This is a genomic window from Streptomyces sp. NPDC054794 (assembly GCF_053611585.1).
Genome location: NZ_JBSHAQ010000016.1, coordinates 156,264 through 168,520 on the forward strand (window position 1 = coordinate 156,264; position 12,257 = coordinate 168,520).

General features: G+C 72.5%; 14 protein-coding genes. 7 read left to right on the forward strand and 7 right to left on the reverse strand.

Features of this window, described 5'->3' with window-relative positions:
- Positions 1–350: 350 nt before the first annotated feature.
- Genes ACWGKT_RS19205 through ACWGKT_RS19215 form a run of 3 tightly spaced genes read left to right on the forward strand, consistent with a single transcriptional unit; the run spans position 351 to position 3,403 of the window.
- Positions 351–1,115: an SDR family oxidoreductase gene (locus ACWGKT_RS19205; RefSeq protein WP_235452927.1), complete on the forward strand. Its 765-nt coding sequence runs from the start codon at positions 351–353 to the stop codon at positions 1,113–1,115.
- Positions 1,112–2,782, forward strand: coding sequence for a class I adenylate-forming enzyme family protein (locus tag ACWGKT_RS19210; RefSeq protein ID WP_453274591.1), 1,671 nt, complete (start codon positions 1,112–1,114; stop codon positions 2,780–2,782). The genes ACWGKT_RS19205 and ACWGKT_RS19210 overlap by 4 nt, the downstream gene beginning before the upstream one ends.
- A 27-nt stretch (positions 2,783–2,809) precedes the next feature.
- Positions 2,810–3,403 carry a TetR/AcrR family transcriptional regulator gene (locus ACWGKT_RS19215; protein ID WP_453274592.1) on the forward strand — a complete coding sequence of 198 codons (594 nt, stop codon included), beginning with the start codon at positions 2,810–2,812 and terminating at the stop codon, positions 3,401–3,403.
- A gap of 48 nt (positions 3,404–3,451) precedes the next feature.
- On the opposite strand, the gene ACWGKT_RS19220 is transcribed toward ACWGKT_RS19215, so the two are convergent.
- The 3 genes from ACWGKT_RS19220 to ACWGKT_RS19230 all read right to left on the reverse strand — a co-directional run bounded on the left by ACWGKT_RS19220 (position 3,452) and on the right by ACWGKT_RS19230 (position 6,146).
- A complete protein-coding gene (locus ACWGKT_RS19220; RefSeq protein WP_453274593.1) occupies positions 3,452–4,666 on the reverse strand; it encodes an acyl-CoA dehydrogenase family protein in 1,215 nt (404 codons plus the stop codon).
- A 6-nt stretch (positions 4,667–4,672) separates the two neighbouring features.
- Complete coding sequence (locus tag ACWGKT_RS19225; RefSeq protein ID WP_453274594.1) at positions 4,673–5,695, reverse strand: phosphotransferase family protein; 1,023 nt, start codon at positions 5,693–5,695, stop codon at positions 4,673–4,675.
- A gap of 151 nt (positions 5,696–5,846) precedes the next feature.
- Positions 5,847–6,146: a hypothetical protein gene (locus ACWGKT_RS19230; RefSeq protein ID WP_235452999.1), complete on the reverse strand. Its 300-nt coding sequence runs from the start codon at positions 6,144–6,146 to the stop codon at positions 5,847–5,849.
- A 123-nt stretch (positions 6,147–6,269) separates the two neighbouring features.
- Here ACWGKT_RS19230 and ACWGKT_RS19235 point away from each other — a divergent pair, with 123 nt between their 5' ends.
- Positions 6,270–7,229 (forward strand): NADP-dependent oxidoreductase, encoded by a 960-nt coding sequence (locus tag ACWGKT_RS19235; protein ID WP_453274595.1) that lies wholly within the window; start codon positions 6,270–6,272, stop codon positions 7,227–7,229.
- Here the strand turns inward: ACWGKT_RS19235 and ACWGKT_RS19240 are convergent.
- The 4 genes from ACWGKT_RS19240 to ACWGKT_RS19255 are packed head-to-tail and all read right to left on the reverse strand — an operon-like array spanning position 7,226 to position 9,393.
- Complete coding sequence (locus ACWGKT_RS19240) at positions 7,226–7,537, reverse strand: DUF202 domain-containing protein (protein WP_453274596.1); 312 nt, start codon at positions 7,535–7,537, stop codon at positions 7,226–7,228. The two genes, ACWGKT_RS19235 and ACWGKT_RS19240, sit on opposite strands and share 4 nt — an antisense overlap.
- Positions 7,534–7,926: a YidH family protein gene (locus ACWGKT_RS19245; RefSeq protein WP_235452920.1), complete on the reverse strand. Its 393-nt coding sequence runs from the start codon at positions 7,924–7,926 to the stop codon at positions 7,534–7,536. The genes ACWGKT_RS19240 and ACWGKT_RS19245 overlap by 4 nt, the downstream gene beginning before the upstream one ends.
- 10 nt (positions 7,927–7,936) lie before the next feature.
- Positions 7,937–8,467: an NUDIX domain-containing protein gene (locus ACWGKT_RS19250; RefSeq protein ID WP_453274597.1), complete on the reverse strand. Its 531-nt coding sequence runs from the start codon at positions 8,465–8,467 to the stop codon at positions 7,937–7,939.
- 32 nt (positions 8,468–8,499) lie between these two features.
- Positions 8,500–9,393: a DMT family transporter gene (locus ACWGKT_RS19255; protein WP_453274598.1), complete on the reverse strand. Its 894-nt coding sequence runs from the start codon at positions 9,391–9,393 to the stop codon at positions 8,500–8,502.
- 389 nt (positions 9,394–9,782) lie between these two features.
- On the opposite strand from ACWGKT_RS19255, the gene ACWGKT_RS19260 reads away from it, so the two are divergent.
- From ACWGKT_RS19260 to ACWGKT_RS19270, 3 genes are all read left to right on the forward strand, one after another.
- On the forward strand, positions 9,783–10,721 hold the full coding sequence (locus tag ACWGKT_RS19260; RefSeq protein ID WP_356156338.1) for a hypothetical protein: 939 nt from the start codon (positions 9,783–9,785) through the stop codon (positions 10,719–10,721).
- Between the two features lie 84 nt (positions 10,722–10,805).
- Entirely contained in the window at positions 10,806–11,564 is a 759-nt protein-coding gene (locus ACWGKT_RS19265) for a molybdopterin-dependent oxidoreductase (protein WP_453274599.1), read from the forward strand.
- The gene (locus ACWGKT_RS19270; protein ID WP_453274600.1) at positions 11,548–12,174 is read left to right on the forward strand and encodes a cytochrome b/b6 domain-containing protein; all 627 of its coding nucleotides are present in this window, start codon (positions 11,548–11,550) and stop codon (positions 12,172–12,174) included. Before ACWGKT_RS19265 ends, ACWGKT_RS19270 begins: the two co-directional genes overlap by 17 nt.
- The last annotated feature ends 83 nt before the right edge of the window (positions 12,175–12,257 follow it).

The window sequence follows — 12,257 nt, forward strand, 5'->3', positions numbered from 1 at the left end:
GTCCGGGGCGCGCCGCTCGACGCGGGTGCTCAGGGGGGGGGCCGGGGGCGACCCGAGGCCGGTCGCCCCGGTCGCCGGCGCCGCGCTCCTCGGGGCCCCGCACGTCGCGGCCGCGGCGGGGGTGGCGAGCAGGCTCCGTCTGGACAGCATCATGCGGTGACCTCCGTGCGCGCGGCGGATACCAGGCCTCGCACGCTAGCGCGCGCAGGGGCGTCACGGAACGAACCGGACCGGCCACGCCGCCGAGATGGACGCCCCTTCCGAACTCCATACCGACCGGTTAGTCTGGCGCGGCAGAGCCGAGGTGCGCCCGGGCGAAAGGCGCACCGCAGTCCCGTCGAAGGAGACCGATGGTGGAAGCCGTGCAGGGTGCGGGAGTGGTCGTCACCGGAGCGGGCGGAGGCATTGGCGCCGCGCTGGCCCGCCGGTTCGCCGCCGAGGGCGCCCGGGTCGTGGTCAACGACCTGGACGCCGAGAAGACGAAGGCCGTGGCCGAGGAGATCGGCGGCACGGCGGTTCCGGGCGACGCCTCCACGATCGTCGACGAGGCCCGCGCGGCACTCGGCGGCACCATCGACGTGTACTGCGCCAACGCGGGCCTCGCCTCCGGCGGCTCCGAGGCGGCCGGCGAGACGGTCTGGGCCCGGGCCTGGGACGTCAACGTCATGGCCCACGTCCGCGCCGCCGAGGCGCTGCTGCCCGCCTGGCTGGAGCGCGGCCACGGCCGCTTCGTGTCCACCGTCTCCGCGGCCGGTCTGCTCACCATGATCGGTGCCGCACCCTACAGCGTCACCAAGCACGGCGCGTACGCCTTCGCCGAATGGCTGTCGCTGACCTACCGCCACCGCGGACTCAAGGTCCACGCCATCTGTCCGCAGGGCGTGCGCACGGACATGCTCGCCGCCACCGGCAGCGCGGGCGACCTGGTCCTCCAGCCCACCGCGATCGAGCCGGAGGACGTCGCGGACGCCCTCTTCCGGGGCATGGCCGAGGACCGGTTCCTGATCCTGCCGCACCCCGAGGTCGCCGAGTACTACCAGGCCCGGGCCACCGTCCCCGACCGCTGGCTGACCAGCATGAACCACATCCAGCAGAAGTGGGAGGCCACCCCGTGACGGCCGCGTCCCGGTACGCGGCCAAGCCCTGGCTGGCCCTCCTCAACGAGGCGCAGCGCGGCCCGGTCGACCCGGCCGACTCGCTCGTCCACGCCCTGCGCCGCGCCGTCGCCGAGGCCCCGGACCGCACCTTCCTCGCCTACTTCGACGCCCGCCTGAGCTACCGCGAGGTCGACGAGCTCAGCGACTCCGTCGCCGCCCACCTCGCCGCCCGTGGCCTGGAGCGCGGCGACCGGGTCGCGGTCCTGCTGCAGAACTCCCCGCACTTCGTGCTCGCCGTGCTCGGTGCCTGGAAGGCGGGCGCCACCGTCGTCCCCGTCAACCCCATGTACAAGTCGGGGGAGGTCGCCCACGTCCTGCGGGACGGCGAGGTGACGGCGCTGATCTGCTCCGACCGGGCCTGGGAGACGTACCTGCGCGACACGGCCGCCGACTCACCGGTCCGGATCGTGCTCACCGGCTGCGAGCTGGACTTCCAGACCCGCGACGACGCGCGCGTGCTGACCTTCGAGCGGCTGCCCCGGGCCGCCGACGCCGAGGACCTCGTCGCCGTCGCCCGGCAGGGCGGCACGGCGCCCGAGGGCCGGGACCCGGCCCCCGCCGACGTCGCCCTGATCAGCTACACCTCGGGCACCAGCGGCACCCCCAAGGGCGCCGTCAACACGCACGGCAACATCATGTTCAACGCCGAGCGGCAGCGCACCGGCCTGGCCCTGCCCGAGGCGCCGATCTACTACGCCCTCGCGCCGCTGTTCCACATCACCGGCATGGTCTGCCAGTTCGGCGCCTGCCTCAACAGCGCGGGCACGCTGGTGCTCGCCTACCGCTTCGAACCCGGCGTGGTCCTGGAGATGTTCACCGAGCACCGCCCGCACTACACGGTCGGCCCGTCCACCGCCTACATGGCGCTGGCCGCCCACCCGGACAGCACCCCGGAGCACTTCGCCTCGTTCGTGAACCTCTCCTCGGGCGGCGCACCGGTGCCGCCCGCCCTGGTCGAGAAGTTCCGCGCGGGCTTCGGCCCGTACATCCGCACCGGCTACGGGCTGACGGAGTGCAGCGGACCCTGCGCCGCCGTGCCGCCCGGCCGGGAGGCGCCGGTCGACCCGGCCTCGGGCACCCTCGCCGTCGGCGTGCCGGGGCCCGACACGGTCGTCCGGATCGTCGACGAGCGGGGCGCGGAGGTCCCGTTCGGCGAGCAGGGCGAGATCGTCGTACGCGGCCCGCAGGTCGTGCCCGGCTACTGGCGCCGGCCCGACGCCACCGCCGAGACCTTCCCGGAGGGCGAGCTGCGCACCGGCGACATCGGGTTCATGGACGAACAGGGCTGGGTGTACGTCGTCGACCGCAAGAAGGACATGATCAACGCGTCCGGCTTCAAGGTGTGGCCGCGCGAGGTCGAGGACGTGCTCTACACCCATCCCGCGGTGCGCGAGGCGGCCGTCGTCGGCGTGCCCGACGGCTACCGCGGTGAGACCGTCAAGGCCTACATCAGCCTCCGTCCGGGTGCCGAATCCGACCCGGGCGCACTCGCCGCCTACTGCAAGGAGAGACTGGCGGCTTACAAATACCCGCGACAAGTGGAGATCCTGCCCGACTTGCCCAAGACGGCGAGTGGGAAGATCCTCCGTCGGGAGCTTCGCTCCCGAGCGCGCGAAAGTCAGTAAGGCAACACGGAAAGGCAGGTGGCGGCAGTGCCCAGGACAATGGAGGGAGACGGGACTCCCGTCCCGCAGCGGCTCCTCGCCGCCGCCACCCGGCTCTTCGCCGAGCAGGGCTACGACCGCACCTCGGTGCAGGAGATCGTCGAGGCGGCCGGCGTCACCAAGGGGGCGCTGTATCACTACTTCGGCTCCAAGGACGACCTCCTGCACGAGGTGTACGCGCGCGTGCTGCGCGTCCAGCAGGATCGGCTCGACGCCTTCGCGGACGCCGACGAGCCGGTCGAGAAGCGCCTGCGGGCCGCGGCGGCCGACGTCGTCGTGACCACGATCGAGAACCTCGACGACGCGATGATCTTCTTCCGCTCCATGCACCACCTGAGCCCGGAGAAGAACAAGCAGGTGCGCGCCGAGCGCCGGCGCTACCACGAACGCTTCCGTGCGCTCATCGAGGAGGGCCAGCGCGAAGGCGTCTTCTCCTCGGCGACCCCGGCCGACCTCGTGGTCGACTACCACTTCGGCTCGGTCCACCACCTGTCCACGTGGTACCGCCCGGGAGGCCCCCTCACCCCCCAGGAGGTCGCCGACCACCTGGCCGACCTGCTGCTGCGCGCGCTGCGCCCCTGAGGCCCTGCCGGTGAGGGGCGGCCGCCGTGCGGCCGCCCCTCACCCGTGTCACAGGTACTTCTTCAACTCCCGTCGCGCCAGCGACCGTTGGTGCACCTCGTCCGGGCCGTCCGCGATCATCAGGGTGCGGGCCGCCGCGTACAGCTCGGCCAGCGGGTAGTCCTGGCTCACGCCGCCCGCGCCGTGCAGCTGGATCGCCCGGTCGATGATGTCGACGACCGCGCGGGGCGTGGCGATCTTGATGGCCTGGATCTCCGTGTGGGCGCCACGGTTGCCGACGGTGTCCATCAGCCAGGCCGTCTTCAGGACCAGCAGCCGCAGCTGCTCGACCGTGACACGGGCGTCGGCGATCCAGTTGTGGACCACGCCCTGCTGGGCCAGCGCCTTGCCGAAGGCGGTGCGCGAGACGGCCCGACGGCACATCAGCTCGATCGCCCGCTCGGCCATGCCGATCAGCCGCATGCAGTGGTGGATGCGGCCGGGGCCGAGCCGGGCCTGGGCGATGGCGAAGCCGCCGCCCTCCTCGCCGATCAGGTTCGACGCCGGCACGCGCGCGTGGTCGAAGACGACCTCGGCGTGGCCGCCGTGCGAGTGGTCCTCGTAGCCGAAGACCTGCATCGCGCGCCGCACGGTGACGCCCGGGGTGTCCCGCGGCACCAGGATCATGGACTGCTGGCGGCGGATGTCCGCCCCGTCCGGGTCCGTCTTGCCCATCACGATGAAGATCTTGCAGTCCGGGTTCATCGCCCCGGAGATGTACCACTTGCGACCGGTGACCACGTAGTCGTCGCCGTCGCGCTCGATGAGCGTGGTGATGTTGGTGGCGTCGGAGGAGGCCACCTCCGGCTCGGTCATGGCGAACGCCGAGCGGATCTCACCGGCCAGCAGCGGCTCCAGCCACTGCTTCTTGTGCTGCTCGTTGCCGAACTGCGCCAGCACCTCCATGTTGCCGGTGTCGGGCGCGGCGCAGTTCGTCGCGGGGGGCGCGAGATGCGGGGAGCGGCCGGTGATCTCGGCGAGCGGGGCGTACTGGAGGTTCGTCAGACCGGCGCCGTACTCGGCGTCGGGCAGGAAGAGGTTCCACAGGCCCTGCCTGCGCGCCTCGGCCTTCAGCTCCTCCACCACGGCCGGCGTGTCCCAGGGGGAGGCCAGCGCGGCACGCTGCTCCTCGGCGACCGCCTCGGCGGGGTAGACGTACTCGTCCATGAAGGCGAGCAGTTTGCCGCGCAGTTCCTCGGTGCGTGCGTCGAACGCGAAGTCCATGACCGGTCAGCCTTCCTGAAGAGTGGTCAGTCCGTGGTCGATGAAGACGGGCACGAGGTCGCCGATGCGGTCGAAGCCCTGTCCGACCGTCTGGCCCAGCGTGTACCGGTAGTGGATGCCCTCCAGGATCACGGCGAGCTTGAACCAGGCGAACGCCGTGTACCAGGAGACGGCCGAGACGTCGCGCCCGGAGCGGGCTGCGTAGCGCTCGATCAGCTCGGCCGGGGCCGGGTGCCCCGGGGCCTCGGCGGTGGTGGAGACGGGGGAGTCGGGCATGCCCAGCGGCATGCTGTACATCACCAGCAGGCCCAGGTCGGTCAGCGGGTCGCCGAGCGTCGACATCTCCCAGTCGAGGATCGCCTTGATCTGATCGTTTTCGCCGATCAGGACGTTGTCGAGCCGGTAGTCGCCGTGCACGACGGTGGGCGCGGGGGACGTGGGCAGGGCGCGTCCGAGCGCCGCGTGCAGCTCGTCGATGCCGGCCAGCTCGCGGTTGCGGGAGGCGTCCAGCTGCTTGCCCCAGCGGCGCAGCTGGCGGTCCAGGAAGCCCTCGGGGCGGCCGAAGTCCGCGAGGCCGACCGCGGCCGGGTCGACGGCGTGCAGCTCGACCAGGGTGTCGACGAGGGACAGCACCGCCTGGCGCGTGCGCTCGGCGCCCAGCGGGGCGAGCTGGTCGGCGGTGCGGTACGGGGTGCCCTCGACGTACTCCATGACGTAGAAGGGCGCTCCGAGTACCTCCTCGTCCTCGCACAGCAGCACCGGCCGCGGCACCGGCACGTCGGTCGGGTGCAGGGCGCTGATCACCCGGTGCTCGCGCTTCATGTCGTGCGCGGTGGCCAGCACATGGCCGAGCGGAGGCCGCCGCACGACCCACTTCGAGGTGCCGTCGGAGAGCGCGTAGGTGAGGTTCGACCGTCCGCCCTCGATCAGCCGGCCGGTCAGGGGGCCGCTCACCAGACCGGGCCGCTCGCGGTCGAGCAGGCCGCGCAGCCGGTCGAGATCGAGTCCGGGCGGATGGTCGGGGCTCATACGTCGCTCCTACGAATGCGTGAACAGGATGCGACTCATGATGCCGACCGGTCGGTATGCCGTCCAGTGGGGGAGGCAAACGTGATCGGTGCCACGATAGGCGGACGGCTCCCCGCCCGGTGCGCGAGGAGCCGTCGGTGGCGCGTTGTGGTCAGTGGTCGTCCCAGTGGCCGTCGTGCTCGGCGTGCCGGTGTCCGTCGTGCACGTAGTCGACGTGGTCCCCGTGCCGCACGCGCGCGTGCCCGCAGCCCGCGCCGTGCTGGTGGTCGTGCCCCTCGTGCGTGACGTGCCCCTCGGGCTCGCACTCGTCCCAGTGCGTGTCGTGCTCCCGGTGCAGATGCCCGTCGTGCGCGTAGTCCATGTGGTCGCCGTGCGGCACCGCGGTGTGGCCGCAGCCCGGTCCGTGGACGTGCGTGCCGTGGGCGGTGTGTTCCTGGTGGAGGAGGGTCATGGCGTTCGCCTTCGGGTGTGGGTGGGAGATGGAGGAGGTGCCGAGCCACAGGCTGCCACGCGAACGGCGCATATCGGGGCATCCCGGTTGCGTGGCGTCCGGACAGCCCGGAGTGTCGGTGGCATGAAGGGCATCAGCTACAGCCGGTACGGCGGACCCGAGGTGCTGGAGTACGGGGAGGTGCGCGACCCGAAGGTCGGCCCCGACCAGGTGCTGGTGAAGGTGTGCGCGGCGGCCGTGAACCCGGTCGACTGGAAGTGCCGCGAGGGTTATCTGGACGGCGTGCTCGACGCGGTCTTCCCGGTGATTCCGGGCTGGGACGTGTCCGGGGTCGTGGTGCAGCCGGGGGCGGCCGTCACGGAGTTCTCCGTCGGCGACGAGGTCATCGGCTACGTCCGCGAGGACTTCCTCTCCCGGGGCACCTTCGCCGAGTACGTCGCCGCCCCGGTGCGCACCCTCGCCCGCAAGCCCCGCAACCTCTCCTACGAGGAGGCCGCCGGGCTGCCGCTGGCCGGGCTCACCGCCTACCAGGTGCTCATGAAGGTCCTGGAGGTCAAGCGCGGCGAGACCGTCCTGGTGCACGCGGCCGCGGGCGGGGTCGGCTCGATCGCCGTGCAACTCGCCCACCACGTGGGCGCCCGGGTCATCGGGACGGCGGGCGAGCACAACCACGACTTCGTCCGCTCCCTCGGCGCCGATCCGGTCACCTACGGCGGTGGCCTGGCCGAACGGGTGCGGGGGCTGGCTCCTGAGGGCGTGGACGCGGCCCTCGACACCATCGGCGGCGACACCATGAAGACCTCGGCGAACCTGCTCGCCCCCGAGGGCCGGCTGGCGTCGATCGCGGACCCCGACGTGGTGAGCTACGGCGGCCGCTACTGCTTCGTACGCCCGGACACCGAGGACCTGGGCCGATTGTCCGAGCTGGCGGAACAGGGCGTGGTGAGCGTGCACGTGTCCGAAACCTTCCCCCTGGAGCGGACGGCGGACGCACAGCGGCTGAACCAGGAGGGCCGCACCCGGGGCAAGATCGTGGTCACGGTGGACTGGGAGACGGAGTCGGAGGCGGAGGCCTCGGACTAGACGACCAGCGCCGCCGCGCACACCGCCGTCGCCACCACGCACAGGACGGCCGCCGTGGCGTCCCGGGGTGCGAGGGACGTGGGGCGGGCGCTCGTGGCGAGGGCGCGGATGCGGTGGTGGGCGACCCACAGGAAGCCCAGCCAGAGTGAGCAGCACAGGGCGACCACGACGACCGAGGTGGCCGACACCCCGCCGTGCAGGACGTTCCGTACGGCGAGCACGGCGGCGACCGCGTAGGACAGCGTCGTACGCCGCCAGGCGAGCCGGGTCCGCTCCGGCTGCAGGCCCGGGTCCCGTGGGGCGGTCACCCCTCCCACCCGACGAGTACGACGACGACCATCGCGACGGCCACCACCGCCACCACGAGACTCAGCAGCGCCGGGAACCGCGACACCGGCAGGTCCTCGCCCTTGCGCATGGCCCGCTCGCAGCGCACCCAGTGGTTGACCGCGCGCAGCGAGCACAGCACGCCCGCCCCGAGCAGGGCGAGCGCCAGGCCGACCCGCCAGGCCCAGCGCAGGTCCGGCAGGAACTGGTCCACCGCGAAGCCGCCGCCGATCAGCGCGAGCGCGGTCCGCAGCCAGGCCAGAAAGGTCCGCTCGTTGGCCAGCGAGAACCGGTAGTCGGGGGTGTCGCCCTCCTCCCGGACCAGATCGGGGGCGAACCACAGCCGGACGTTGCGAACGAATTCGATCACGCGCAGGACCCTATCGAGCCCGCTGCCCGGCCGCCCGGTGGGCTTTCAGCCGCTCGTACGCCGCCAGCCCGTCCGGCACCCACTCCCACTCCCCGAGCCGCCGCTCCACCTCGTCGTCGGGCAGGAAGTCGTGCCAGGCGACCTCCGCCGCCTGCGGGCGCACCGGCAGGTCGCAGCGGACCTCGTACACCGCCGACCACCAGCTCCCGGCGGCGGCGCCGCTGTCGTACAGGAACTTGAACAGGAAGGACGGGCGGGGCAGCCCGGTCACCCCCAGCTCCTCCTCGGCCTCGCGCAGGGCCGCCTCGTCGTAGGACTCGCCGGCGCCGACGACTCCGCCGACGAACATGTCGTACAGCGAGGGAAAGACCAGCTTGGTCGGGGTGCGGCGGTGGACGAAGAGTCGGCCGGCCGCGTCGCGGGCCTGGATGAAGACGCAGCGGTGGCGCAGACCGCGGGCGTAGGCCTCGCCGCGCGGGGACTGCCCGATGACCTGGTCATTCTCGTCGACGATGTCGAGGATCTCGTCAGCAGCGCTCATGCGTCCATCCAAGCAGGGGCCCGGCGGCACGGTCACTGCGGCTGGAGGTCCCGGGTGGGCTCCTGCTGCGTCGTGCCGCGCGGCATGGCCGGATGCAGGCCCAGCAGGACGATGCCCGTGACGACCGCGGCGAGGCCCGCGGCCTCCCAGGCCAGTGCTCCGGTGTCGGTGCGCAGCCGGTCGCCGAGGAAGCCGACGCCGCACAGGATCCCGGCGAGCGGCTGGGCGGCGGTGAGCGCGGGCAGCGACATGCGCAGCGGCGCGGTCTCGAAGGCGCTCTGCACCAGGATCAGCCCGGTGACGCCGATCACGAGCACGCCGTACGGCTGCCAGCTGGTGAGGACCTCGGCGAGGCCGCCCCCGGAGAAGTGCTGCCCGCTCACCCGCGTCAGTGCGTCCTGTACGCCGTAGAGCAGACCGGCGGCCAGGGCCAGCAGCACCGGGGCCCAGGTCAGCCGGGAGCGCTTGGCGTAGGTGGTCAGGACCAGTGCCGTGCCCACCATGATGCCGATGATCAGCCAGTGGCGGAACGGGCTGTTGACGGCGGTGCCGCTGCGCGGCTGCCCCGCGACGATGAACATCGTCACGCCGCCCGCGAGCAGCGCGAGGCCCGTCGCGCCCTGATGGCTCAGCTTGTGTTTGGTCTGGTGCCGGGAGAGGGCGAAGGCGAACAGGAGGTTCGTCGCCAGCAGCGGCTCCACCAGGGAGATCTCACCCTTGCCCAGCGCGACCGCGCCGAGGACCATGCCGGCCACCATCAGCCCGATGCCGCCCAGCCAGCGCGGCACCTTCATCAGGTCGAGCAGGAGGCGGGGGGAGAGGAAGTCGCTGAGCGGTGCCTTCTGGGCGGCGTTCTGCTGGAGCACGAATCCGAAGCCCAGACAGCAGGCAGCGCTCACCGCGAGAATCAGAACCAGAACCGACACGCTGCGTACCTCGATCATTCGGCCGGGCCACGGAGTGCGTAGTGCGCCGACTGTAGCGCTCCCGAGGCGGCCGTGCCCCTGGGAGTACCCGGAAACGGGCGGTTGACTCGGTCACGGCGCCGGGCGGTCGATCAGGCGATCCGAACGGGCGGCGGGACCGTACGACCATGGTCCGTGGCCAAAGCGGCCGACGCCATGGCGTACGCCACAAGAGTGAATCGCAACGCGCTCCCGACGGCCTGCGCGGGCGGTCGCGGACGCCTCAAGTTCCTCTTGAGAAACGGTAGTTGAAGTTAGTAACAGCCCGGTTCGGCTTGACGCAAAGTGTTGGCTGAGGGTTTGCTGTGCGTGATCGGTCGATGGCAGCCCGACAACCAGGAAGTACCGCGGTGCCCCCACTCCCGCCTCTGCTCGACGCCGGCCGCGAGCGCACGGCACAGGCCTTCGACGCGGCCCTCGACGACGCCGAACTGATCATCGCGCGTGCCGCGTTGACCCAGGGCCGTCGGCAGGCCGCCCGCGCCCTGCTGCTGCGCACCGGCGACGACTGGGACCGTCGCGGACACCGGATCACGGCCCTCGCCGACGAGCCCTACGCCGCCGCCTGGGCCCATGACTGGCTGCTCGCCGAGCCCTGCTCCGCAGACGCCGCCGCGCTGCTCGCCCTGGCCCTGGTCACGCGTGCCCTGCGCGGCAAGGAGGAGCCCGCCCGGGCCCGCGAGGCCTGCGCCGTGGCGGCCTGCCTCGCGCCCGCCGACCCGACCCCGTGGCTCGGCCTGCTCCTGCTGGAGCGGACCCTGGGCACCGAGAACGAGCTGCACCGGATCTTCGCCGAGCTCCGCGACCGGCACCCCGACCACCACCACGCCCACCACCTGATGGTCGCCCGCCTCGCCGAGCTCGACCCCGGCCACGACCCTCGGGCGCGGCACGCGGTGTACGACTTCGCCGACCGGGCCGCGGACCGGGCCCCCGCCGACTCCCCGCTCGCCGTGCTGCCCGTGGTCGCGCACACCGAGCGTCACCGCGTGCTGGCCGCCACGGGCCTGGCGCCCGCCGACCCCGCCGCCGGGCACTGGTCGGGGCGACGCGCCCGGAGCGTGCTGCGGTCCGCGTTCCAGTGGTGGCTGGAGTGGGAGCACGACGATCACCCGCGCCGCCACGTCGACCTGAATTTCCTGGCGCACGCCACGTCCTGCGCGAACCGGCGCGCCGAGGCCGCCGCCCTGTTCCGCCGCATCGGCCGGCACGTCACCCCTCAGCCGTGGGGCTACCCGGACCGCGACCCCCGCGCCGCCTTCCACGCCGCCCGGGACCGGGCCTTCTGAGACAGGGGTAAGAAGTCATTACGGAACTCTGACCGCCGGCCGCATTCCCTGGCCCCGGGGCGTCGACGGTGTTCGAATGAGTACGTGAACCCCGAACCATCCGAGGAGCGGCGGACGCCGAAGGAGCGTCCGGCGCCCGCGGAGGGACGCCCGATAGGCCGCCGTGTCCTCCTCGGCACCATCGGCCTCGGCGCCCTCGGCGTGGCCGCCGCCCCCACCCTGCAACGCGGCCTCGAATCCTTCCTCGGCAGCGTGTCCGGCAAGGACCCCACGGGCCTGACGGGCCTGCTCCCGAACGGCGGCGGCTTCCGCTACTACTCGGTCGCCGCGTCCGTGCCGCACAAGAGCGCCGCCGACTACCGGCTCACCGTCGACGGACTCGTGGACCGGCCGTGCAGCTTCACCCTCGCCGACCTGCGCGCCCTGCCGCAGACCCGGCTGGTCAAGGACGTCCAGTGCGTCACCGGCTGGCGGGTGCCCGGCACCCCCTTCGAGGGCGTACGACTCTCGCACCTGCTGGACGCGGCCGGCGTCCGCGGTGCCGGCAAGGCCGTCCGGTTCACCTGCTTCGACGGCACGTACTCCGAGAGCCTCACCCTCGACCAGGCCCGTCGCGCCGACGTCCTGGTCGCCCTGCGCATGCAGGACAAGGACATCGGCCACGACCACGGCGGGCCGGTCCGCCTCTATGTCGCTCCCATGTACTTCTACAAGTCCGCCAAGTGGCTCTCCGGCATCACCGTCACCGACCACGTCCTGCCCGGCTACTGGGAGAAGCTCGGCTACGACGTCGACGCGTGGGTCGGCCGTTCGAACGGACGGACCGATGCGCCTACGAGCTGACACCCCGGCCCCGCCGGACTCCCGCCTGCGCCGCTTCCACCCCGCCCAGCGGTGGGTGCACCGCACGACGGCCGCGCTGATGGGCGTGTGCGTGCTGACCGCGGCCTTCCTCTACGTCCCGCAGCTCGCCGTGCTGGTCGGCCGCCGGGCCCTGGTCGTCCGCGTCCACGAGTACGCGGGCCTCGCCCTGCCCGTCCCCACCCTCCTGGGCCTCGCCTCCCGCGCCTTCCGCACCGATCTGGGCTTCCTCAACCGCTTCGGCCCGCACGACCGGGTCTGGCTGCGCGCGGCCCTGGTCCGCGACAAACGGCCCTCGTCCCGTCCGGCCGGCAAGTTCAACGCCGGGCAGAAGGTGTACGCCTCGTGGATCGCCGGAGCCACGGTGGTCATGCTCGGCACGGGCCTGATGATGTGGTTCACCCACCTCACGCCCCTGGTCTGGCGCACCTCGGCGACCTTCGTGCACGACTGGCTCGCCCTCACCATCGGCATCGTCCTGGCCGGCCACATCGGCATGGCCCTGGGCGACCCGGAGGCCCGCCGGGGCCTGCGCACCGGCACGGTGAGCCGGGAGTGGGCGAAACGGGAGCATCCGCTCTGGCGGCCCTAGGTCCCGTCGTCAAACTCGCGTCGTCCGCCCGAAGGGCGGGCCTCGCGGCGTCAGGTGCGTGCCCTGGGGGCAGACGGGAGTTT

What these genes read in the sequence shown, in the direction of transcription:
- ACWGKT_RS19205 (WP_235452927.1), top strand. Translation starts at nt 351, where the DNA reads ATGGTGGAAGCCGTGCAGGGTGCGGGAGTGGTCGTCACCGGAGCGGGC.
- ACWGKT_RS19220 (WP_453274593.1), bottom strand. Translation starts at nt 4,666, where the DNA reads ATGGACTTCGCGTTCGACGCACGCACCGAGGAACTGCGCGGCAAACTG.
- ACWGKT_RS19225 (WP_453274594.1), bottom strand. Translation starts at nt 5,695, where the DNA reads ATGAGCCCCGACCATCCGCCCGGACTCGATCTCGACCGGCTGCGCGGC.
- ACWGKT_RS19230 (WP_235452999.1), bottom strand. Translation starts at nt 6,146, where the DNA reads ATGACCCTCCTCCACCAGGAACACACCGCCCACGGCACGCACGTCCAC.
- ACWGKT_RS19235 (WP_453274595.1), top strand. Translation starts at nt 6,270, where the DNA reads ATGAAGGGCATCAGCTACAGCCGGTACGGCGGACCCGAGGTGCTGGAG.
- ACWGKT_RS19250 (WP_453274597.1), bottom strand. Translation starts at nt 8,467, where the DNA reads ATGAGCGCTGCTGACGAGATCCTCGACATCGTCGACGAGAATGACCAG.
- ACWGKT_RS19270 (WP_453274600.1), top strand. Translation starts at nt 11,548, where the DNA reads ATGCGCCTACGAGCTGACACCCCGGCCCCGCCGGACTCCCGCCTGCGC.